23 protein-coding genes and 1 pseudogene are annotated in these 20,611 nt (G+C 61.1%); 11 read left to right on the top strand and 13 right to left on the bottom strand.

Translation table 11 applies throughout. The annotated features are described in order from the left end of the window. Positions 1–72: 72 nt before the first annotated feature. Positions 73–1,302 (bottom strand): winged helix-turn-helix domain-containing protein, encoded by a 1,230-nt coding sequence (locus FBX99_RS13890; protein WP_145131810.1) that lies wholly within the window; start codon positions 1,300–1,302, stop codon positions 73–75. 64 nt (positions 1,303–1,366) lie between these two features. Next, a complete protein-coding gene (locus tag FBX99_RS13885) occupies positions 1,367–1,585 on the bottom strand; it encodes a DUF1127 domain-containing protein (protein ID WP_082432450.1) in 219 nt (72 codons plus the stop codon). Positions 1,586–1,682: 97 nt separating this feature from the next. Here FBX99_RS13885 and FBX99_RS13880 point away from each other — a divergent pair, with 97 nt between their 5' ends. Further along, positions 1,683–2,537, top strand: coding sequence for a LysR substrate-binding domain-containing protein (locus FBX99_RS13880; protein ID WP_024776693.1), 855 nt, complete (start codon positions 1,683–1,685; stop codon positions 2,535–2,537). Here the strand turns inward: FBX99_RS13880 and FBX99_RS13875 are convergent. Next, positions 2,527–3,276 carry a sulfite exporter TauE/SafE family protein gene (locus FBX99_RS13875; RefSeq protein WP_144927312.1) on the bottom strand — a complete coding sequence of 250 codons (750 nt, stop codon included), beginning with the start codon at positions 3,274–3,276 and terminating at the stop codon, positions 2,527–2,529. The two genes, FBX99_RS13880 and FBX99_RS13875, sit on opposite strands and share 11 nt — an antisense overlap. Positions 3,277–3,420: 144 nt before the next feature. On the opposite strand from FBX99_RS13875, the gene FBX99_RS13870 reads away from it, so the two are divergent. From FBX99_RS13870 to FBX99_RS13860, 3 genes are all read left to right on the top strand, one after another. Further along, entirely contained in the window at positions 3,421–3,882 is a 462-nt protein-coding gene (locus tag FBX99_RS13870) for a MarR family winged helix-turn-helix transcriptional regulator (RefSeq protein WP_144927309.1), read from the top strand. 356 nt (positions 3,883–4,238) lie between these two features. Beyond that, positions 4,239–4,658 carry an organic hydroperoxide resistance protein gene (locus FBX99_RS13865; protein ID WP_145131808.1) on the top strand — a complete coding sequence of 140 codons (420 nt, stop codon included), beginning with the start codon at positions 4,239–4,241 and terminating at the stop codon, positions 4,656–4,658. Between the two features lie 34 nt (positions 4,659–4,692). Further along, positions 4,693–5,706 (top strand): alpha/beta hydrolase, encoded by a 1,014-nt coding sequence (locus FBX99_RS13860; RefSeq protein ID WP_144927303.1) that lies wholly within the window; start codon positions 4,693–4,695, stop codon positions 5,704–5,706. Positions 5,707–5,793: 87 nt separating this feature from the next. Here the strand turns inward: FBX99_RS13860 and FBX99_RS13855 are convergent, their stop codons facing one another. Both FBX99_RS13855 and earP read right to left on the bottom strand, forming a co-directional pair. Then, positions 5,794–6,363: an elongation factor P gene (locus FBX99_RS13855; RefSeq protein ID WP_007955690.1), complete on the bottom strand. Its 570-nt coding sequence runs from the start codon at positions 6,361–6,363 to the stop codon at positions 5,794–5,796. A gap of 48 nt (positions 6,364–6,411) precedes the next feature. Continuing rightward, a complete protein-coding gene (gene earP / locus FBX99_RS13850) occupies positions 6,412–7,545 on the bottom strand; it encodes an elongation factor P maturation arginine rhamnosyltransferase EarP (RefSeq protein ID WP_144927300.1) in 1,134 nt (377 codons plus the stop codon). A 121-nt stretch (positions 7,546–7,666) separates the two neighbouring features. Here earP and FBX99_RS13845 point away from each other — a divergent pair, with 121 nt between their 5' ends. Together FBX99_RS13845 and FBX99_RS13840 are read left to right on the top strand one after the other, a co-directional pair. After that, positions 7,667–8,053 carry a cytochrome b/b6 domain-containing protein gene (locus FBX99_RS13845; protein WP_144927297.1) on the top strand — a complete coding sequence of 129 codons (387 nt, stop codon included), beginning with the start codon at positions 7,667–7,669 and terminating at the stop codon, positions 8,051–8,053. 2 nt (positions 8,054–8,055) lie between these two features. After that, a complete protein-coding gene (locus FBX99_RS13840; RefSeq protein ID WP_144927294.1) occupies positions 8,056–8,538 on the top strand; it encodes a GreA/GreB family elongation factor in 483 nt (160 codons plus the stop codon). Positions 8,539–8,544: 6 nt separating this feature from the next. Here FBX99_RS13840 and cysB read toward each other — a convergent pair whose 3' ends face one another. The 4 genes from cysB to FBX99_RS13820 all read right to left on the bottom strand — a co-directional run bounded on the left by cysB (position 8,545) and on the right by FBX99_RS13820 (position 12,096). After that, positions 8,545–9,519, bottom strand: coding sequence for an HTH-type transcriptional regulator CysB (gene cysB, locus FBX99_RS13835; protein WP_041020064.1), 975 nt, complete (start codon positions 9,517–9,519; stop codon positions 8,545–8,547). Between the two features lie 109 nt (positions 9,520–9,628). Continuing rightward, positions 9,629–10,129, bottom strand: coding sequence for a universal stress protein (locus FBX99_RS13830; protein ID WP_047701543.1), 501 nt, complete (start codon positions 10,127–10,129; stop codon positions 9,629–9,631). 87 nt (positions 10,130–10,216) lie between these two features. Next, on the bottom strand, positions 10,217–11,122 hold the full coding sequence (locus FBX99_RS13825) for a 5'-nucleotidase (protein WP_144927291.1): 906 nt from the start codon (positions 11,120–11,122) through the stop codon (positions 10,217–10,219). A gap of 20 nt (positions 11,123–11,142) precedes the next feature. Continuing rightward, positions 11,143–12,096 (bottom strand): putative 2-dehydropantoate 2-reductase, encoded by a 954-nt coding sequence (locus FBX99_RS13820; protein WP_144927288.1) that lies wholly within the window; start codon positions 12,094–12,096, stop codon positions 11,143–11,145. A 266-nt stretch (positions 12,097–12,362) separates the two neighbouring features. Here FBX99_RS13820 and FBX99_RS13815 point away from each other — a divergent pair, with 266 nt between their 5' ends. Further along, positions 12,363–13,439 carry a 3-deoxy-7-phosphoheptulonate synthase gene (locus FBX99_RS13815; RefSeq protein ID WP_003183777.1) on the top strand — a complete coding sequence of 359 codons (1,077 nt, stop codon included), beginning with the start codon at positions 12,363–12,365 and terminating at the stop codon, positions 13,437–13,439. A gap of 74 nt (positions 13,440–13,513) precedes the next feature. On the opposite strand, the gene FBX99_RS13810 is transcribed toward FBX99_RS13815, so the two are convergent. Then, the gene (locus FBX99_RS13810; protein ID WP_024776680.1) at positions 13,514–13,795 is read right to left on the bottom strand and encodes a GNAT family N-acetyltransferase; all 282 of its coding nucleotides are present in this window, start codon (positions 13,793–13,795) and stop codon (positions 13,514–13,516) included. A gap of 633 nt (positions 13,796–14,428) precedes the next feature. Between FBX99_RS13810 and oprI the strand changes: the two genes are divergently transcribed. Next, positions 14,429–14,680 carry an outer membrane lipoprotei OprI gene (oprI, locus tag FBX99_RS13805; protein ID WP_011335311.1) on the top strand — a complete coding sequence of 84 codons (252 nt, stop codon included), beginning with the start codon at positions 14,429–14,431 and terminating at the stop codon, positions 14,678–14,680. Between the two features lie 126 nt (positions 14,681–14,806). Here the strand turns inward: oprI and FBX99_RS13800 are convergent, their stop codons facing one another. From FBX99_RS13800 to FBX99_RS13790, 3 genes are all read right to left on the bottom strand, one after another. Further along, positions 14,807–15,778, bottom strand: coding sequence for a L,D-transpeptidase family protein (locus tag FBX99_RS13800; RefSeq protein WP_145131806.1), 972 nt, complete (start codon positions 15,776–15,778; stop codon positions 14,807–14,809). Positions 15,779–15,921: 143 nt separating this feature from the next. Then, complete coding sequence (locus tag FBX99_RS13795) at positions 15,922–16,215, bottom strand: hypothetical protein (protein ID WP_041020059.1); 294 nt, start codon at positions 16,213–16,215, stop codon at positions 15,922–15,924. 56 nt (positions 16,216–16,271) lie between these two features. Next, a complete protein-coding gene (locus FBX99_RS13790) occupies positions 16,272–16,877 on the bottom strand; it encodes an arylesterase (RefSeq protein WP_144927285.1) in 606 nt (201 codons plus the stop codon). A 10-nt stretch (positions 16,878–16,887) separates the two neighbouring features. Between FBX99_RS13790 and FBX99_RS13785 the strand changes: the two genes are divergently transcribed. The 3 genes and pseudogenes from FBX99_RS13785 to FBX99_RS13775 form a co-directional block, all read left to right on the top strand. Further along, positions 16,888–17,571, top strand: a complete 684-nt coding sequence (locus FBX99_RS13785; RefSeq protein ID WP_144927282.1) for an ABC transporter ATP-binding protein — start codon at positions 16,888–16,890, stop codon at positions 17,569–17,571. Further along, entirely contained in the window at positions 17,571–20,075 is a 2,505-nt protein-coding gene (locus FBX99_RS13780) for an ABC transporter permease (RefSeq protein WP_145131804.1), read from the top strand. Before FBX99_RS13785 ends, FBX99_RS13780 begins: the two co-directional genes overlap by 1 nt. A 34-nt stretch (positions 20,076–20,109) precedes the next feature. Continuing rightward, positions 20,110–20,277, top strand: a pseudogene (locus FBX99_RS13775) (transcription elongation factor GreB); the annotation flags it as partial. Positions 20,278–20,611: the final 334 nt, after the last annotated feature.

Genomic DNA, 20,611 nt, shown 5'->3' with positions numbered 1-20,611 from the left:
CCGTGCCGTTCACAGATTATGTGTTCGCCAGCATTCCACTGTGGGAGCGAGCCTGCTCGCGATAGCGCCGGATCAGTCACCCGAGATCCCGGCCAACACCTCCGCCAACCGAACCCCACCCACCCGCTGGCAATTAAGCTGAACCCGCTCCAACCCCAACCAGTCGGCCATGCGCCGCAGGTTCACCGCCAGCGCGTGCGCACCCTCCTCGTCCAACCCTGGCTGCTCCTCATGCACGGCGTGCACCGCCAACCGGCCATGGGCTCGCTCCGCCCGCAGGTCCACCCGAGCGGCAATGCGTTCGTTATGCAGGAACGGCAACACGTAATAGCCATACACCCGCTTGTGCGCCGGGGTGTAGATTTCCAGGCGATAACGGAAGTCGAACAGCCGTTCGGTACGATTGCGCTCCCAGACCAATGAATCGAACGGCGAGAGCAAGGCGCTGGTCGTCACGTTGCGGGGAATTTTCCCTTCCGGCAGACACCAGGCCGGCTGCCTCCAGCCTTGCACCTGGCAGCGCCACAGCTCACCGGCTTCCTCCAGCTCGGCCAGTCGCCCACGGCTATCGGCCGGATCGAGGCGGAAATAGTCGCGCAGGTCCTTTTCGGTGCCGACACCCAACGCCCCAGCGGCATGCAGCAGCAAGGCGCGCTGGGCCTGGGCCTCGTCCGGAACCGGTTGCTCCAGGATCGAAGCCGGAAACACCCGCTGCGGCAAGTCGTAGAGCCGCTCGAAGCCGCGTCGCCCGGCCACCGTGACTTCGCCCGCGGCGAACAGCCACTCCAGCGCATGCTTCTCGGCACTCCAGTCCCACCAGGGGCCGGCCTTTTCCGCCCGTGTGGACAGACTCCCGGCGCCCAGGGCGCCCTGCTCCCGGACCGCCGCCAGGACGCGATGAATGACATCCTGCCGCTCACGGCCGAACCGCGCCAATTGTTGGTAGATGCCTTCGCCACGGGCCGCACGGGCCATGCGCCAGCGCATCAGCGGATACATCGACAGGGGCAACAACGACGCTTCGTGCCCCCAGTATTCGAACAGCGTGCGCCGTCGCCCCCGGCTCCAGGCAGCTTGATCGAGCAGTTCGGGGTTGTAGTGACCGAGACGGGAAAACAGCGGGAGGTAATGCGAACGTACCAGGGCATTGACCGAATCGATCTGCAGCACGCCGAGGCGTTCGATCAGGCGATTGAGGCGAGAGGGTTGCACCGAAGCCGGCGGCAGCCGCCCATTGAATCCCTGGGCGGCCAACGCCAGACGCCGGGCCTGTTTGAGGGTAAAGGATACAGTCGCGGGCATGGAGATCTCCTTCTCTGCTCGCAACCTACCTCACCAGTTATCGATTTGTGTAGGGAGGGAAGGCTCATTTGTGCAGTGGATCATCCCAGAATGGCCGAACCACTTCCTGTTCTACATCTGCACGGCTGACGCCGATATCCTTGAGCGCCTCGTCGCTCAGACCGGCGAGCAATTCGCGCTCGTGGTGCAATTCATACCAGCGGCTAAACTTGTGCAGCAGATCGCTGAGGGAAAAATGGAATGAATGCCTATCTATCGATACGTATCCTTTCTGACCTTTCATCGTGATGTCCTCCGTTGGGGGTGGTTCAAGTCTCGCCCCAAGGCTAAGATCAATCCAACGAATGTTTCTTATGCAATACATCTCGGAGATTGATCAATTGTCGAGTTACCCGAGCATCGATACGGAAGTGCTGCGGACCTTCGTCGCCATCGCCGACCAGGGCGGTTTTACCCGCGCCGGTGAATTGGTCAATCGCACCCAATCCGCCGTCAGCATGCAGATGAAGCGCCTCGAGGAAGATGTGCTGCAGCGACGATTGTTCGAGCGTGACGGGCGCCAGGTCAAACTCACCGCCGAAGGCCAGGTGCTGTTGGGCTATGCCCGACGCATCCTCAAGCTGCACAGCGAAGTGTTCAATACCCTGCGTGAACCGCACATGGTCGGCACCGTGCGCATCGGCACGCCGGATGACTACGTCATGCGCTTCCTGCCCGGCATCCTGCAGCGCTTCGCCCAGTTTTATCCGTTGATCGAGATTGAAGTGCACTGCGAATCGTCCAAGCAGTTGCTGCTGCGCCAGGACCTGGACCTGTCGATCGTTACTCGCAAACCGGGGGATGAAATCGGTCAGCTATTGCGCAAGGAGCGCTTTGTCTGGGCCGAAGCGGCGTGCTTCAGCGCCCATGAGAAAACACCGCTGCCGCTGGCGATGTTCAATAGCGATTGCTTCTGTCGACAGTGGGCTTGCAATGCTCTGGATGCCATGGGCCGCGAGTATCGTGTGGCCTATAACAGTTCCAGCCTGTCGGCTCTCATGGCAGTGGTGGGCGCGGGACTGGCGATCACCGCGCAACTGGAAAGCCTGCTGACACCGGACATGCGCGTGCTCGGCGAAGCCGAAAACCTGCCGGAGCTGCCCGAGGCCAGCATCATGCTGATCCGCAACCTGCACAATCCGTCGCCCATCACCGAGTGCCTGGCCGAGCACATCGTCGAAGGCTTCAAACTTTAAAGGCGAGCAGCACCGCGCACAGCACCAGGAACCCGCAGAACAGCCCGCGCAACAGCCGCTCCGGCATGGCGTGGGCGACTTTCACGCCCCAACTGATGCTCAGCAGACCGCCGACGGCCAATGGCAAGCCGATCCACCAATCCACTTGATGGTGGAATGCATAGGTGGCCAGGGTAACGCCGGTACTGGGCAAGGCCAGCGACAACGACAATCCTTGAGCGACCACTTGGGTGGTGCCGAACACGCTGGTCAGGATTGGTGTCGCGACGACAGCACCGCCGACCCCGAACAGACCGCCCATGGTCCCGGATGCCGCCCCCAGCACCCCCAGCCATGGCCAGCCGTGGCGCATCTGCGCTGAAGCCGGTGCGGTGGCGGAAAACATTCGGATCAGGTTATAGGCCGCCAGCGCGACCAGGAACGCGACGAAGCCGATTCGCATGCTTTCGGCGTCGACACCGACGGCCCAGATCGAGCCGAGCCAGGCAAAGCAGAAACCCATGGAGGCCAGCGGCAGCACATGACGCAATTCGATGCGATTGCGCTGGTGATAACGCCACAACGCGAGCATCACATTGGGAACCACCATCACCAGGGCAGTGCCTTGGGCGATCTGCTGATCCAGACCGAACCATACGCCCAGCACCGGAATCGCGATCAGCCCACCACCGATACCGAACAATCCCCCCAAGGTGCCCAACGCAGCCCCCAGCACCAGATACAATGCAACTTCGATCACAGACGTTCCCCCTTCATCAGGGCGTCTATCCTACGCAGTTGACGTCGGCGGGGAAACGCAACATCCGATCAGAATGTCGGAATTATCTGGCGCCTTAAAGGTTCGCACGCTAGATTCATAGCATTATCGATTGAAGGTTTTGCCATGAGCCCCCAGCGCGACACCCCCGCCCCCTGCGAAGCCCTGTTGCTCGACAACCAGGTCTGCTTTGCCCTGCATTCCACGTCGCTGATGATGACCAAGGTCTACAAGCCGTTGTTGCAAGCCCTGGGCCTGACCTATCCGCAGTATCTGGCGATGATGGTGTTGTGGGAAAAAGACGGCTTGACCGTCGGTGAAATCAGCACGCGCTTGCTCACCGACCCCGGCTCGCTGACGCCGCTGCTCAAGCGCCTGGAGGTCGAAGGCCTGCTCAGCCGCACCCGCAGCCGTGAAGATGAGCGCGTGGTAATCGTCGAGCTCACCGAACAGGGCCGCGCACTCCATGAAAAAGCCCTCGATATCCCCCAGTGCATCCTCGCCGCCAGCGGCCAGACACTGGAACAGCTGAAAAAGCTACAACTGGACCTGCAGGCACTGCGCAGCCACTTGCAAGACAGTCTGTAACCCATCCCCAGGGGTAAGCTCGCTCGCGAAGACATCCCCCTTCTTCGACTGACCCACCGCCATCGCGAGCAGGCTCGCTCCCACCCTGGTTCTGAGTGTCCGCAGAAATCGCGTCCACCACGGATCCCTGTGGGAGCGAGCCTGCTCGCGATGGCGTCTTTCCAGCCTCCGCAAAAAAATCCATCACGACCGAACAGCTCTAACTCAAGGCTTTCATGGCTATTTAGCTTGAAAGACAGGAAGTCGATCCAAAATTTAACTTGCGCACTAAATATTAGCGATCTATATTTTCCTCGCATCTACTTAGCGCGCAAATATTTAGCGCAACAACACAACCCGGAAACGAGGCTCTCATCATGCAAACTCTCTACACCGCAATCGCAACCTCCACCGGCGGCCGTGACGGTCGTGCGATCTCCAGCGACAACATTCTCGACGTCAAACTCGCCACCCCGAAAGAACTTGGTGGCGCCGGCGGTGCGGCGACCAACCCGGAACAGCTGTTTGCCGCCGGCTATTCGGCCTGCTTCATCGGCGCCCTGAAATTCGTCGCCGGCCAAAGCAAACGCAAGATCCCGGACAACGCCTCGATTACCGCCCACGTCGGCATCGGTCAGATTCCCGGCGGTTTCGGCCTCGACATCGACCTGCACATCAGCTTGCCCGGCCTGGACCATTCCGACGCGCAAAGCCTGGTGGACGCGGCTCACCAGGTCTGCCCGTACTCCAACGCCACCCGTGGCAACGTTGATGTGCGCCTGCACGTGACCGTTTAACCCACCGATCCGGACCGAACCCAAGGAGATTCCCATGAACACGTTCACCCAGGCCCTGACCGGCACCCTACTCGCACTTGGCGTCAGCAGCGCCTTCGCCGACGGCATCGTCGAGCACAACACCCAGGCGTTTCTCGATGCATTGAATGCCGGCACCGGCAAGCCCCTGGAACAACTTTCGCCGAAGGATGCCCGGGCAGTACTGGTCGGTGCCCAGGCGGGGGTAAAACTGACCTTGCCCAAGGCGGATGTCAGCGAGAAGACCATCCAGGTCGATGGCCAGTCGATCAGCCTGACCATCGTTCGCCCGGCCGGGGTCAAGGGTGAGCTACCCGTGTTCATGTTCTTCCACGGCGGTGGCTGGGTCCTGGGAGATTTCCCAACCCATGAACGCCTGGTTCGGGATCTGGTGGCGGGATCGGGAGCCGTGGCGGTATTCGTCAACTACACGCCCTCCCCTGAGGCGCATTACCCAGTAGCGATCAACCAGGCCTATGCCGCGACCAAATGGGTGGCCGAGCACGGTAAGCAGATCAATGTCGACGGCAAACGCCTGGCCGTGGCGGGTAACAGTGTCGGCGGCAACATGGCAGCCGTCGTGGCCTTGATGGCCAAGGACAAGGGCACGCCGGCAATTCGCTTCCAGGCGTTGTTATGGCCGGTGACCGATGCGAGTTTCGAGACCGCGTCCTACAACCAATTCGCCGAGGGACATTTCCTCAGCAAGAACATGATGAAATGGTTCTGGGACAACTACACCACCGATGCCGGACAACGTAACGAGATCTACGCTTCGCCGCTGCGGGCCAGCACCGCACAACTCAAGGGCCTGCCGCCCGCGTTGGTGCAGACCGCCGAAGCCGATGTGCTGCGCGATGAAGGTGAAGCCTACGCACGTAAACTGGATGCGGCCGGGGTGCCGGTCACGGCGGTGCGCTACAACGGCATGATTCACGACTATGGCCTGCTCAACGTGGTCAGCCAGGTGCCCGCGGTGCGTTCAGCGATGTTGCAGGTGTCGGAGGAGTTGAAACAGCATTTGAAATGAAAAATGGCGAGGGAACTGACTGACAGGACCCCACAGAATGAAAAAGCCCGACTCAATGGTCGGGCTTTTTCACACACTAGACTTCGCTTATTTAGCGCGGCCTTTGTAGGAACCGCCTTCGCGGGTATCGATCTCGATCATGTCGCCGATTTCGATGAAGTCAGCAACCGACAGCTCGGTACCGTTCTTCAGTTTGGCAGGCTTCATCACCTTGCCGGAAGTGTCGCCGCGGGCGGAACCTTCGGTATAGTCAACCTGACGCACGATGGTGGTCGGCAGTTCTACGGAAACCAGACGGCCTTCGAAGAATACGGCTTCGCAGACGTCGGTCATGCCTTCTTCCACGAATGGCAGAACGCTTTCGATGTCTTCAGCGTTCAGCTCGTACATGGTGTAGTCAGTGGTGTCCATGAACGTGTAGGAGTCGCCGCTGATGAAGGACAGGGTCGCTTCCTTGCGGTCGAGGATCACGTCGTCCAGTTTGTCGTCCGCACCGTAAACGGTTTCGGTCTTGTAACCGGTCAGCAGGTTCTTCAGCTTGGTCTTCATGATCGCGCTGTTACGACCCGACTTGGTGAATTCAGCTTTCTGAACCAGCCAAGGATCGTTGTCGATACGAATCACGGTACCGGGTTTGAGTTCTTTACCAGTTTTCATTGCGAATATCCGAATTTGGATGGGAGTGACAAAAATCTAGGCCGCGTATCATATCCAATTTCCATAAAACTTCACCAGCGCCGCGGCAAGATCGGGTCGCGAAGCCTGTTCCAGGCACCACGCACGGGCATGTTCAGCCAGCTTCGGCTGCTGCTCGCAGGTGGTTTTCCAGTGTTGGGACATGTCTTGGCCGGCATTCCACGCCCGCCAGAGACCGCTCATCGCTTTTTCGGCCGGCCCAGGAAGCCCCTGGGTGTAAAGCCTGAGGAATGCGTCGAGTTTTTCCAGATGAACGTCTTCTTCCTGCTGGTAGATATGCCAGAGGAAAGGTCGACCCGCCCATTGCGCGCGCACGAAAGAGTCTTCGCCCCGCACGGCATTGAAATCGCAGCACCAGAGCAACTGATCGTACTGATCCTGTCTGACGAACGGCAGCACCTGTACCGTCAGAGCTCCGCGTCGATGCAACGCACCGACCTTGAGGTCGGCAATCCCGAGCCAACGCTCGACATCCCCCAGCACCCGCCCTTCGGGAACCAGCACATGGGACGGCCGGGCATCGCCGGCCATCGCATCGAACCAGCTGGCCAGGCCGGCATTTTCGTAGGCAAACAGCGAAATCAGCTGCGCATCCGCTGCCCGCTCGACGCCCAATCCTTGCAGGAACGTCTGTTGCGCCGCGACGTCCTGTTGGAACTGCCGGCACCGCTCCAGCAATCCAGACTCACGCAGCAAGCCGCCGGTCCCCTCGCGAAAGCCGGGGAAAAAGAAATACTTCTGGACATGCCTGTATTTGACCGACGGCAACCCGTGGCAGCCGATGACCCAGTCCTCGGCGCTCAGGTAGTCCAGGTTCATCCACAGCGGCGTGGTCTGGCGCTCCGCCATTGCGTCCATATAGGCGCCCGGCAACTGGCAGGCAAACGCAGCGATCACCACATCGGCGGCGTCGGCGCCCGGCCAGTCCTTGGGCCAATGGCGTACATCTACGCCTTGTTGCCATTGCTCGGCCAGCGCAACGTCGATTTCCGGGCAGAGCCGTTCGAAGGCTCGCAGGTCATCGACCCATAGCCGAACCGCGCATTGGTGTTCGGCCACCAATTGCCGGGCCAGGCGCCAGGTGACGCCGATGTCGCCAAAGTTATCGACGACGGTGCAAAAAATATCCCAACGCACGGTCATTCCCGATTCCCTGTGGCAAAGCTTCGATTGTCCCGAATAAACCGATGATGCAGAAGAGCCGACGGCGATTAATCTTCATGCGACAATCACTGCCTACCCGTGTCCCTGCCAGGAAGCAGCCATGCCTGATCACCCACCCGCCCCGCGTCTCACCGCTTTGCAACTGACCATCAGCATCGCCCTGGGCCTGTGGCTGGGATTCCTCGCTATTGTGCTGACGGGGTGGCTGCTGTCTAAATTCTTCCTGGGCGAACAACTCGCCCCGGTGGCCGCCGCGGTGCACCAACTCGTGCGACCGCCGGCCGTGCAGCCACCTCCCGAACCGCAGAATCCCATGTTCGAACAGTACCAGCAGAACCTTCAGCGCAACGAACAACGGCAGGCCCTCGACCAGGCTCGCAGCAACCCGCGCAATCAATCCAACCCCAAATGCCAGTTCTGGCTGGAACAGGACCGGAACGCTCCGAGCGAGAAGACCCGCGCCAACGTTTTGCAATTCTGCGACTGATCATGAACAAACAAACCGTTCACCAATTGATCATCGACAAACTCAAGGTCGATCTGGACATCGCCGAACGCGCCGCGCAGACCGCCTACGAAACCGCGACCCACGAAGAAAACATCGCCGAGAACAAATACGACACCCTGGGCCTCGAAGCGTCCTACCTCGCCGCTGGACAAGCCAGGCGCGTGGAGGAAATCCGCCAGGCCCTCGCCCTCTGCCAGAACCTGCCCCTCAGGCCCTATGATGCGCAACGCGGCATCCAGGTCGGTACCCTGGTCGGCCTGGAGGATGAAGATGGTCGCCAGCAATGGCTGTTCCTGGGGCCCGATGCCGCGGGATTGAAAGTGTCGCTGGTGGGGCAACCGATCACGGTCATCACCCCTCGCTCGCCATTGGGCCGAGGCTTGCTGGGTAAGTTCGAAGGGGATGAAGTGGAGATCGTCGTAGCGGGCGCCCGGCAACAGTTCGCTGTCACCGAGGCGATATAGCGAAGATCAGTGCACAGGCAGCTCGACGCCCTCGAACAGCTCTTCGAGCTCCTGCTTGTTGTGGCACTGGATGGCCTTGGCCATGACCTCCCGGGTCAGGTGCGGCGCGAACTTCTCGATGAAATCGCACATGAACCCCCGCAGGAAGGTACCGCGGCGGAAGCCGATCTTGGTCACGCTGGATTCGAACAACTCGCTGGCATCCAGCACCACCAGGTCGCTGTCGAGCTTGGCATCGACAGCCATCTTCGCCACGATGCCCACGCCCAGGCCAAGGCGTACGTAGGTCTTGATCACGTCGGCGTCGGCGGCAGTGAACACCACTTTGGGCGTCAGCCCGCGATGGCTGAAGGCCTCGTCCAGTTTCGAACGGCCCGTGAAGCCGAACACGTAAGTCACGATGGGGTATTCGGCCAGGGCTTCCAGGGTCAATTTGGGCAATTTGGTCAACGGATGGCCCTGGGGCACCGCCACGCAGCGGTTCCAGCGATAGCAGGGCATCATCACCAGGTCGCCGAACAACTCGAGGGCTTCGGTGGCGATGGCAAAATCCACCGTGCCGTCGGCAGCCATCTCGGCGATTTGCATCGGCGAGCCCTGGTGCATGTGCAGTGCCACGTCCGGGTATTGCTTGATGAAGTTGCTGATCACCGGCGGCAGCGCATAACGCGCCTGGGTGTGGGTGGTGGCGATCGACAAGGTACCTTTCTTCTCGTTGGAGAATTCCTGGGCGATCTGCTTGATGCTTTCGACCTTGCGCAGGATCTCGCCGGCCGTGGTAATGATGCGCTCGCCCGCCGGCGTCACGCGGGTCAGATGCTTGCCGCTGCGGGCGAAGACTTCGACGCCCAGTTCGTCTTCCAACAGGCGAATCTGCTTGCTGATGCCGGGTTGTGATGTGTAGAGGCTTTGCGCAGTGGCGGAAACGTTGAGGTCGTGGTGCGCCACTTCCCAGATGTAGCGCAGTTGTTGAAGCTTCATATGTATCCCTCAAAGCAGTTGGACGCCACGGGCATCAGCGACGGTATATAACTATATGAATGGTCGTGGCAAGAAATCTAGAACTTTTTATAAAAGCCATCATTTGACCTTAAGCTTCTCCCTGGCGCCGACGCTGCACCAGCGGCACCAGATAGACCGGCACCCGAGCCAACTGCAAAACCCGGGCGGCGGTCCGGCCCAAGGGCGTTTCACCACTGGCCCCCTGACAGTGACTGCCTACGATCAGCAAATCGACGGAGAGTTTCGCAGCCTGTTCGAGAATGACCTGGGAAGGATCGCCCTGAAACACCCTGACCGACCTGATCAGCTTCAAATCCTGCTGCCCCTCCCCCAGCTCCTCCCGAAAACTGTCGAGTACCCGCTGTTCGATATTGGCCATCACCGTATTCAGACCCTGTCGATGAAATTCGTTCAGCGCCTGCTCGTCGAGATAGCTTTGTAACACCGATTCGGCGAACAGCCCCATCGGTTCTACCGCATGCACTACATACAACTCGGCTTTAAACGTCCGTGCCAACGCCAAGGCATGCTGCATCACATAAGGGGCGTAGAGCCCCAAGTCTGTGGCGTACAGCATCGAGCGAATCATGTGACCTCCTCGCGTGCCAGAATGGCGGAGATGGATTCAGCTTAGCAGTGCCTTGAAGAGTGCGACGGGCGCCGGAGAACGGGACAGTCAGGGCTTCACTTCGTTACTGATGCCGTGGGGCACGTGGCCGGTGGCGACCACCTCGCGAGCCAGTTCGCAGTGGCCCGTCTGATCGTCGAAAAACACGTCGGCAGCAAAGGCTTCGAGGAACGCAGACTTGGTCAGGCCACCGAGAAACAGCGATTCGTCCAGACGGATGTCCCACTCGCGCAAGGTCCGGATAACCCGCTCGTGGGCCGGAGCCGAACGGGCGGTGACCAGCGCCGTGCGGATCGGGCAGACATCCTCCGGGAACTCCCGTTGCAGGGCATTGAGCGCCGCCAGGAAGCCCTTGAACGGCCCGCCTCGCAACGGCTCGCGGGCCGACTGCCGTTCGCTGGCCTGGAACGCTTCGAGACCACCGGTCTGATAGATGCGCTCCGACTCATCGGAGAACAGCACCGCATCGCCGTCGAAGGCAATACGCAGTTCCTCACTGGCGGCGCGGCTGGCACCGCCCGAGAGGATGGTGGCCGCAGCAAAGCCGGCATCGAGGGCATTGCGTACATCCTCGGCATGGGTGGACAGGAAAAGATCACAGCCGAACGCCTTGAGGTAAGGATAAGGACTGCGCCCGCCGACGAACGCGGCGCGGGAGATCGCCAAGCCATAGTGGTGAATCGAGTTGAACACCCGCAGGCCCGTGTCGGCGCTGTTGCGTGACACCAGGATCACCTCGACCCGGGCACGCCCCAGGTACTGGTTGAGGCTCAACAACTTCTGCACGAGGGCGAACGCATCGCCAGGTTCGAGGACTTCGTCTTCATGTTCGATCTGGTATTGCCGATAGGCCTCGACGCCGCTCGACAGATAAACCTTGTGGCTTTCGCTCAGATCGAACAGCGCCCGCGACGAAATCGCCAGCACCAGTTTGTCATCGATGTTGCTTGCCATGTCGCTCCCCCTTCACCTGTTCAGCGGTTGCGCCGATCCATGAACGCCAACGCCTGGTACAAGGCCTCGATTTTCGGTAGTTCACACCCCGCCGCTTTCGCCGACGCCAATGGCCGGCCGTAGATTGCATCCAGTTCCAGCACGCGTTTGTGGGAATAGTCGTGATACATGCTCGGCCAGTAATCGGACATCTTTTCGGTCATCGCGAACAAATACCCGGCGTAGTCCGATGCAATATGATGACCGCAGGCCCGGGCGCCGCGCACCACTTCGGCCATCAGCGCCTGAATCAGCCCACGGCTGTGATCGTCGGCCATCAGCGGCGTGGTGCTGGCCCCCAACAGCACCGAAAGACCGTTATAGGGCACGTTCCACACCAATTTCTGCCAGCGTGCCTGTTGCAGGTCGGGCATTGCCTGAGCCTCGACACCGGCGGCCCGGAACAGCCCTGCCGCCGCCTCGACAACCGTCATGCGTTCAGCCTGGTCGTGAGATGGGCCGCTGTGATAGCCGATGTTGACCGAGCCAAGGGCCTGGTGGGCGATGATGCCCGGGCTGGCACGGTGTACGCAGATCAGGCACAAGCCACCCAGCAGATGCATCGACTCTGGCAGCAAGGGACGTAGCGCCTCTTCGACATCGAGGCCGTTCTGCAGCAACACGACCTTCGCACCGTCAGCCGCTGCCTGGACGATGGCCGGAGCGAGGTCGGCATTGCTGGTGGTCTTGGCACCGACCAGCAGCCAGTCGCAGCGCGGCATGTCCGCCGCGCTGCGATACGCCTGGACCGGATTCAGGTTCAAGGACCCGTGGACCGCGCTGTCGATACGCAAGCCGTGCTCGGCCACCGCAGCGAATTCGCTGCGCAATAAAAAGTGCACATCAAAGCCGGCACGCGCCAGCATGACCCCATAGAACCCACCGATGGCTCCGGTACCGATCATCCCGATCCGGGGTTTTACGCCTGCCTGCATCTTTGCGACTCCTCTTGTAAAGCTGTGGGAGCAAGGCTTGCCCGCGATAAAGTCTACGCGGTTTACCTTGGAACCGAGGCACCTTCATCGCGGGCAAGCCTTGCGCCCACAAAAGCTGGGATAAATCCCCTTGAAACCAGCCCCTGCCCATTGTCGAGCAGCCTCGTAACGCGCTAAGGTTCGGCTCCCCGACGCGCTTAAATCCGCTGTGCACCGCCGCGCGGGGATCGCTGGCGGCCGGCACCCGTGACCTGACGAGTAACACGATGGCTGATTTACCGATCAATGACCTTAACGTCGCCTCCAACGAGACCCTCATCACGCCTGACCAGCTCAAGCGCGATATCCCCCTGAGCGACGCTGCCCTGCGCACCGTGACCAAGGGGCGGGAAGTCATCCGCAACATTCTCGACGGCACCGACCACCGCCTGTTCGTGGTCATCGGGCCCTGCTCGATCCATGACATCAAGGCCGCCCACGAATACGCCGAGCGCCTGAAAGTGCTGGCGGCGGAAGTTTCCGACACGCTGTACCTGGTCATGCGGGTGTATTTCGAGAAACCCCGGACCACCGTCGGCTGGAAAGGCCTGATCAACGATCCGTACCTGGACGACTCGTTCAAGATCCAGGATGGCTTGCACATCGGTCGCCAACTGCTGCTGGACCTGGCCGAAATGGGCCTGCCCACCGCGACCGAAGCCCTGGACCCGATCTCCCCGCAATACCTGCAAGACCTGATCAGTTGGTCCGCCATCGGCGCGCGCACCACCGAATCCCAGACCCACCGTGAGATGGCCTCCGGCCTGTCTTCGGCCGTGGGCTTCAAGAACGGCACCGACGGCGGCCTCACCGTTGCCATCAACGCCCTGCAATCGGTTTCCAGCCCTCACCGCTTCCTTGGCATCAACCAGGAAGGCGGCGTTTCGATCGTCACTACCAAGGGCAATGCCTACGGTCACGTGGTGCTGCGCGGTGGCAACGGCAAGCCCAACTACGACTCGGTCAGTGTCGCCCTGTGCGAACAGGCGCTGAACAAGGCGAAGATCAAGCCGAACATCATGGTCGACTGCAGCCACGCCAACTCCAACAAGGACCCGGCACTGCAACCCCTGGTGATGGAGAACGTGGCCAACCAGATCCTGGAAGGCAACCAGTCGATTATCGGCCTGATGGTCGAGAGCCACCTGAACTGGGGCTGCCAGGCGATCCCGAAAGACCTCGCCGACTTGCAGTACGGCGTCTCCATCACCGATGCCTGCATCGACTGGAGCGCGACCGAGAACACCCTGCGCAGCATGCACGCCAAACTCAAGGACGTGCTGCCAAAGCGTCAGCGCAGCTGATCGATCATTTCGCCGCACAATAAAAAAACGCCGGGCTTTCAAACCCGGCGTTTTTTATTGTGGGATCCGTTGTCTCAGAGCTTCGCCGCGTGCCGCTGGTGACGCTCCATGTAGCGCTCCACGTAGGAACAGGACGGGATCACCGTGTAGCCCATGTCTTCGGCGTACTGCAGCGCCTTTTCAGTCAGTGCCGCCGCAATCCCCCTGCCACGCAGGGCGTTGGGCACGAACGTCCGATAGATATCCAGGGTCTGTTTTCCCAGGTCCATATAGGTCAGATAGGCACGATGACCGTCCACAGTGGTCTCGAACTGATGACCAGCCTGGTCATGGTGGATGGACAACGCCTCGCTCATCACTACTCCTCGCGGGTCTGAATGCTGACCCCTACCTTACCGATGTTTTTCCGGCGAAGGAACATCTACGCCACCCCGTGCCTGTCCGGTCACCGAGCGCAAAAAATCAATCACTCAAACCCGAGCACGTCGTGAATAGTAAGCACCAATGACGCAAATGCTCAAGGCACACCTGTCATTGGAGGTAGCCTCGTCGGATTTAGCGACTTGAACGCCAGCGTTGCGCTGAAGTCAGCGAAGGCGCAATAGCTGAACATCGCCAGTTGTTGAGTCTTGAGACGAGCGTGCGTAGTTAAAGTCACCGGCCCTGCCAATAAAGATGCCCGGGACACTGCGCAAAAAATGAACAAAAGTGTAGCCGAATCAATAAACAGCGACTTTAGCGCCCCCGCAAGAGTTCCTCTCGCCAGCGGAACTTTTGTGCACGGGCACGCTCCATTCAAGGGCTTGGCGCTGTATATTTTTTAAACAACAGCAAGAAAAGTTGCTCGAAAAAGAATCACCGCCTACAATTTTTTTGCTTCTTGCGCTACGTCAGTTTACTTACTACAAGTAATGGGTAGTATGTACGCCGGCTAACTCCTCACTCTGAGGAGACAGTCACTAAATAGAAAGTCCTTGAAGGGGAACACGATGAACAACGTTCTGAAATTCTCTGCTCTGGCCCTGGCCGCAGTTCTGGCTACCGGTTGCAGCAGCGCATCGAAAGAAACCGAAGCACGTCTGACTGCTACCGAAGACGCAGCAGCTCGCGCCCAGGCTCGTGCAGACGAAGCCTACCGTAAAGCTGATGAAGCTCTGGCTGCTGCTCAAAAAGCACAACAGACTGCTGACGAAGCTAACGAGCGTGCTCTGCGCATGCTGGAAAAAGCTAGCCGCAAGTAATAGTCCTCCGGGATTGTTATCGAGCCGATCCATTTCTTGGGTCGGCTTTTTTATTGCCCGGTGTTTTCCCCCAGGCAATAAAAAACCCGCCGGCATCGCAAGACGCCGGCGGGTCGAAACAGGACCTTACTGCTGCAGGTCGATCGGTGCGCTCGAGACCATCGGCGCCGAAGCATTCGGGACGGCGATCTCGACCGGCAGGCCATCTTCGGCGGCCACCACGTCACGCACTACGTTCCAGTCCATGCGCAGGTTGCTGGTGATGTCTTCACGCTTGAGCATCGCGTTGATCACCGCGGTGTGCTTGTCCACCACCGATGGGTTGCCCTTGTCATCCAACGGCGTATGGGCTTCCAGATAAACCTTGCCGCCGCTCAAGCCCAGCTTGTAAGGGTCGTTGATGATCCGTACCGACGTGCCCACTGGCACCATACCGGCCATTTCCAGGACATTGTTGTTGAACATCCGGAAGCAACCGTGGCTGGTGCGCATACCGATACCAAATTTCTTGTTCGAGCCATGGATCAGATAGCCCGGGGTGCCCAGGGTGAACTTGAATGGCCCCAGCGGATTATCGGGTCCCGCCGGCACCACGCTGGGCAACGGGTCCCCGTCGGCGGCGTGTTCGGCCCTGATCGACGCCGGCGGGGTCCAGGTCGGGTTCGGCGTCTTGGCAGTAATGCTCGTGTGGGCGATGGGCGAGCCCCAACCTTCACGACCGATTCCCAACGGGAAGGTATAGACCACGTTCTTGCCCTTGGGGAAGTAGTAGAGGCGGTATTCGGCAAGGTTGATCACGATGCCTTCGCGCGGACCTGGCGGCAGGATGAAACGCGTTGGCAGTACAATCTCCGTGCCAGCTCCGGGCAACCAGGGGTCGACGCCCGGGTTGGCGGCGACCATCTCGGTGTAACCCAGGTCATAGGTCGTGCCCAGGTCGGCGAAGGTGTCTTCGTATTTGGCCTTGATCACCTGCACCTGACCAACGATGTCCTCGCCCGGCGGCGGCAGAGGCAGCTCCAGTGCAGCAACGGGCCCCGCCGCACACAGGGCGGCAAGAGACAGGCAGCGGGCGACGGCAGGCAAGCGCAGCAACATCCGGGACATCCTTCGCAGATCGAACAGAGGGTATGAAAACGGCGATTGTACACCGCAGCCCGGTATTACGGGGAGAGCGGCGATGGTCCGTCCGATACACTGCCGTCCAGCTCACCTCACAGGGCAAGTTTCGAAGCTGAAAATTACAACTCGAACCGCAGTTCCGGCCAGATCGGGGAGGTACCGCGCTTCTGGGACTCGAGGATCGCCCGGCACAGCGAGCACAGGCGATGATCCTGGAATATCCGCCGATCGACGCCCGACCAGCGCGGCTGGGCCGGCAGCAGGCTGCCGCAGAGCGTGCGGTCCGCCGAACCACCGAGCTCCAGTTGCCGGGTCACCAGATGCACCCGCACTTCCTGGCAGGCGAACAGGTCCAGCTGTTCGTCAGGCTCGATCAGTTGGTAGGCAAACAGGGACCAGGCAGGACGCGGCATCGGGGGCTCCAAATCGGGGGCGCCACATTAGCCGAAAGACCGTCTCTAGAAAAGCGTCAAAGCAGCGGTTTCAGTGTCGGCCAGACATTTTCCAGCAACTTGCCCTGGGCCGCGACGGACGGGTGCAGTCCGTCACCCTGCATCATCCCTGGGACCCCACCGACGTCCTTGAGGAAAAACGGCACCAGCGGCACTTTTTTCTCATCGGCCAGGGTGCTGTAGACCTTGGCGAAGGCATCGGTGTAGCGCCGGCCATAATTGGGCGGCAGTTGCATGCCCAGCAGCAGCACCTTCGCACCGCTGGCGCGGGAGGCGTCGATCATCGCTGCAAGGTTTTGTTGCAATTGTGTTGGCGGCTGCCCGCGCAGGCCGTCGTTGCCACCCAACTCCAGAATCACCAGGGTCGGCTTATGGGCTGCAAGCAGCGTCGGCAGCCGTGCCTGGCCTCCTGCGCTGGTGTCGCCACTGATGGACGCATTGACTACTTTGTCGTCAAAACCCTCGGCCTTGAGCCGTTGCTCGAGCAACGACACCCAGCCTTGCCGGGTATCCAGGCCGAAAGCCGCGCTGATACTATCGCCAACGATCAGGACTGTACCCGCCGCTGCGTTCTGGACCATGCACATCAAGGCCAGGCCGGCACTCAAAAACCACACACGCATCGGATTCTCCATGGGCTCAAGCATTCTCACCGCGCAGGACCTTAGCAAAGTGGTTCCCAGCGCGGAAGGTGAACTGACCATCCTGCACGAACTCAGCCTGGAATTGAACAAGGGCGACAGCCTGGCCATTGTCGGCGCGTCCGGTTCCGGCAAATCCACCCTACTGGGCCTGCTGGCCGGCCTGGACCTGCCCAGCGGCGGTGAAGTGACCCTCGCCGGGCAGGCTCTCAGTGCATTGGATGAAGACCAACGGGCGCGGATCCGCGCCGAGCATGTCGGTTTCGTCTTCCAGTCGTTCCAACTGCTCGACAGCCTCAATGCGCTGGAAAACGTCATGCTGCCCCTGGAGCTGGACGGTCGCAAGGACGCCCGTGAACGCGCCACGGAACTGTTGCAACGGGTCGGCCTGGGCCAGCGCCTGACCCACTCGCCTCGCCAGCTCTCCGGTGGCGAGCAGCAGCGTGTGGCCATTGCCCGTGCCTTCGCCGCCGAGCCCGACGTGCTCTTCGCCGACGAACCCACCGGGAACCTCGACAGCCACACCGGCGAGCGCATCAGCGATCTCTTGTTCGAACTGAACAAGGAAAGCGGCACAACCCTGGTGCTGGTCACCCACGACGAACGCCTGGCCCATCGCTGCCGGCGCCTGATCCGACTTGAAGCCGGCCAGATGGTCGCGCCCCTGGAGCCTTGATGGCACGCTTGCCGCTGTTGCGCCTGTTCAGCCTCGCTGTCCGCCAATTGTTGCGCGACGCCCGCGCCGGCGAGTTGCGTGTGTTGTTTTTCGCTTTGCTGGTCGCCGTGGCGGCCAGCACCGCCATCGGCTACTTCGGCGCCCGACTCAACGGCGCGATGATGCTGCGCGCCACCGAATTCCTCGGCGCGGACCTGCTGCTCGAAGGCAGCTCGCCTGCCCGTCCCGAGCAGATCCGCAGCGGCACCGAGCTGGGCCTGGAGCATGCCCTTGTCGTGGAGTTCTCCAGTGTCGTCGCCACCGACAACGGCATCCAGCTTTCCAGCGTCAAGGCTGCCGACGACCTCTACCCGTTGCGCGGCGAACTGAAGAGCGCCCCTTCCCCCTTTGCCCCGGAAGAGCCCGGCGGACGACCGAACCCGGGCGAGGCATGGGTCGAAGCCCGGCTGCTGACGGCACTGGATCTGAAGATCGGCGACAGCATCGATGTCGGCAACACCACCTTGCGCCTGAGCCGGGTGCTGACTTACGAACCGGATCGCGCCGGCAATTTCTACAGCCTCACGCCCCGGGTCATGATCAACCTCAAGGATCTGGAAGCCACCGGCGTGGTGCAGCCCGGCAGCCGCGTCAGCTATCGCGACCTCTGGCGAGGCCCGGCGTCTGCCCTGCAAACCTATCGCGACCTGATCAAGCCAGGCCTGGAAGCCAACCAGCGCCTGCAGGATGCCCGTGACGGCAACCGGCAGATCGGTGGCGCCCTGGGCAAGGCCGAGCGCTACCTGAACATGGCCAGCCTGGTGGCGGTGCTCTTGTCCGGCGTCGCGGTTGCGCTCTCCGCCAACCGTTTCGCCACACGACGTTTCGATGCCAGTGCGCTGCTGCGCTGCCTGGGCTTGTCACGTCGGGAAACCATGCTGCTGTTCAGCCTGCAACTGACGGTACTGGGCCTGCTGGCGAGCCTCAGCGGCGCCCTGCTCGGCTGGATCGCCCAATTGGGACTGTTCGCCTTGCTGCATGACCTGCTACCCGCCACGGTACCGCCCGGCGGGCTGTTGCCGGCCATCGCCGGGATCGGCACAGGGCTGGTGGCGCTGGCGGGGTTCGCCCTGCCGCCCCTGGCCGCGTTGGGGCGGGTGCCGCCATTGCGCGTATTGCGCCGGGACATGCTGCCCATCCCTTCCAGTACCTGGGTGGTCTATGGTGCCGCGCTGGGTGCCCTTGGCCTGATCATGTGGCGCCTGAGCCTGGACCTGGTGCTGACCTTCGCCCTGCTCGGCGGCGGTGTCGTCGCCGCACTGGTGCTTGGCGGCCTGCTGTTGCTGCTGCTCCAGAGCCTGCGCCGGATGCTCGCCCGCGCTTCCTTGCCCTGGCGGCTGGGGCTCGGCCAGTTGCTGCGCCATCCCCTGGCCGCGGCCGGCCAGGCATTGGCATTCGGCCTGATCCTGTTGTCCATGGCATTGATCGCCCTGCTGCGCGGCGAGTTGCTGGACACTTGGCAAAACCAGTTGCCGAAAAACGCCCCCAACTACTTCGCGCTGAACATCCTGCCCAATGACAAGCAGGCCTTCATCGACAAGCTGTTGCAGCTGTCGGCGCAATCGGCCCCGCTCTATCCCGTGGTACCGGGGCGGCTCATCAGCATCAACGGCGAACCGGCCAGGGAGTTCGTCACCAAGGACTCGGCCGGGGATCGGGCACTGCAGCGCGACCTGAGCCTGACCTGGGCCGCGGACCTGCCGGAAGGAAACGTCGTCACCGCCGGGAACTGGTGGCCGCAGCAGCCGCCGGACGATATACCGGGGGTGTCGGTGGAAGGCAAAGTGGCCGAAAACCTGCAGATCAAGCTGGGCGACCGGCTGGTGTTCAGCGTGGGAGGCATCAACCGCGAGGCGAAGGTCACCAGCCTGCGGGAGATCAACTGGGACAACTTCCAACCCAACTTCTTCATGATCTTCCAACCCGGCACCCTGAAGGACCTGCCGGCCACCTACCTCACCAGCTTCTATCTGGCCGCCGGTCACGACCAGCAGATCGTCGACCTGGCCCGGGCCTTTCCGGCGGTGACGATTCTGCAGGTCGAAGCCCTGCTGCAACAACTGCGCAGCATCCTGGCCCAGGTGACCCTGGCCGTGGAGTACGTGCTGCTGTTTGTCCTGGCGGCGGGCATGGCGGTGCTGTTCTCCGGCCTGCAAGCCACCCTGGATGAACGGATTCGCCAAGGCGCGCTGCTGCGGGCCCTGGGGGCCGAGCGCCCCATGCTAGTCAAGGCCCGACGCATCGAATTCGGCCTGTTGGGTGCGGTCAGCGGGTTGCTGGCGGCCCTGGGCTCGGAACTGGTCAGCCTGGTGCTCTACCGCTTTGCTTTCGATCTGCCCTGGCATCCGCACCCATGGTTGCTGATGTTGCCGCTGGCGGGTGCGCTGCTGATCGGCGCTGCGGGGGTGTTTGGCACCCGACGGGCGCTCAACGCCAGCCCGCTGACAGTGTTGCGCGAGGGTTGATAGACTTTCGTCCTTACCACCACAAGAAGTTGCCATGAGTCGTTATCGCCCACCTCGCACCGCTGGCACCGCGCTGATCACCCCCGAGGGCGAGGCGCGGATGCGCGCCGAGTTCCACGAGCTTTGGCATGTGCGCCGCCCTCAAGTGACCCAAGCGGTCAGCGAGGCGGCGGCCCAAGGCGATCGCTCGGAAAATGCCGACAACAATCTATAACCCCACTTACCATACTATTTCCTCTGAAATCCTTTTAAACCGGGACATTCAAAATAGTATGCATACCCTCGAAAGCATACTATTTTGAGTATGCGCCCTCATTTCCCCACCCCCAAAATTTTTTTCATTTGGAGCAAAAAAGCGGCCTCACCCACCCCGCTTTTCCCAGAAACACATTCATGCACGGCGAGTTCGACAGAGACTTTGCCGCCCGTCATGCCTCATGACCGTCCCCCTCTCTGACACTGATACTCCGAGCCGAACCTCAAAAATCTGCATAACGCACACCTTTCCCCCCAAAAATACGATTGGCGCGCCACCA

This window comes from Pseudomonas sp. SJZ074 (genome assembly GCF_007828215.1).
GTDB lineage: Bacteria > Pseudomonadota > Gammaproteobacteria > Pseudomonadales > Pseudomonadaceae > Aquipseudomonas.
This window is presented reverse-complemented; position numbering and strand designations above follow the sequence as displayed.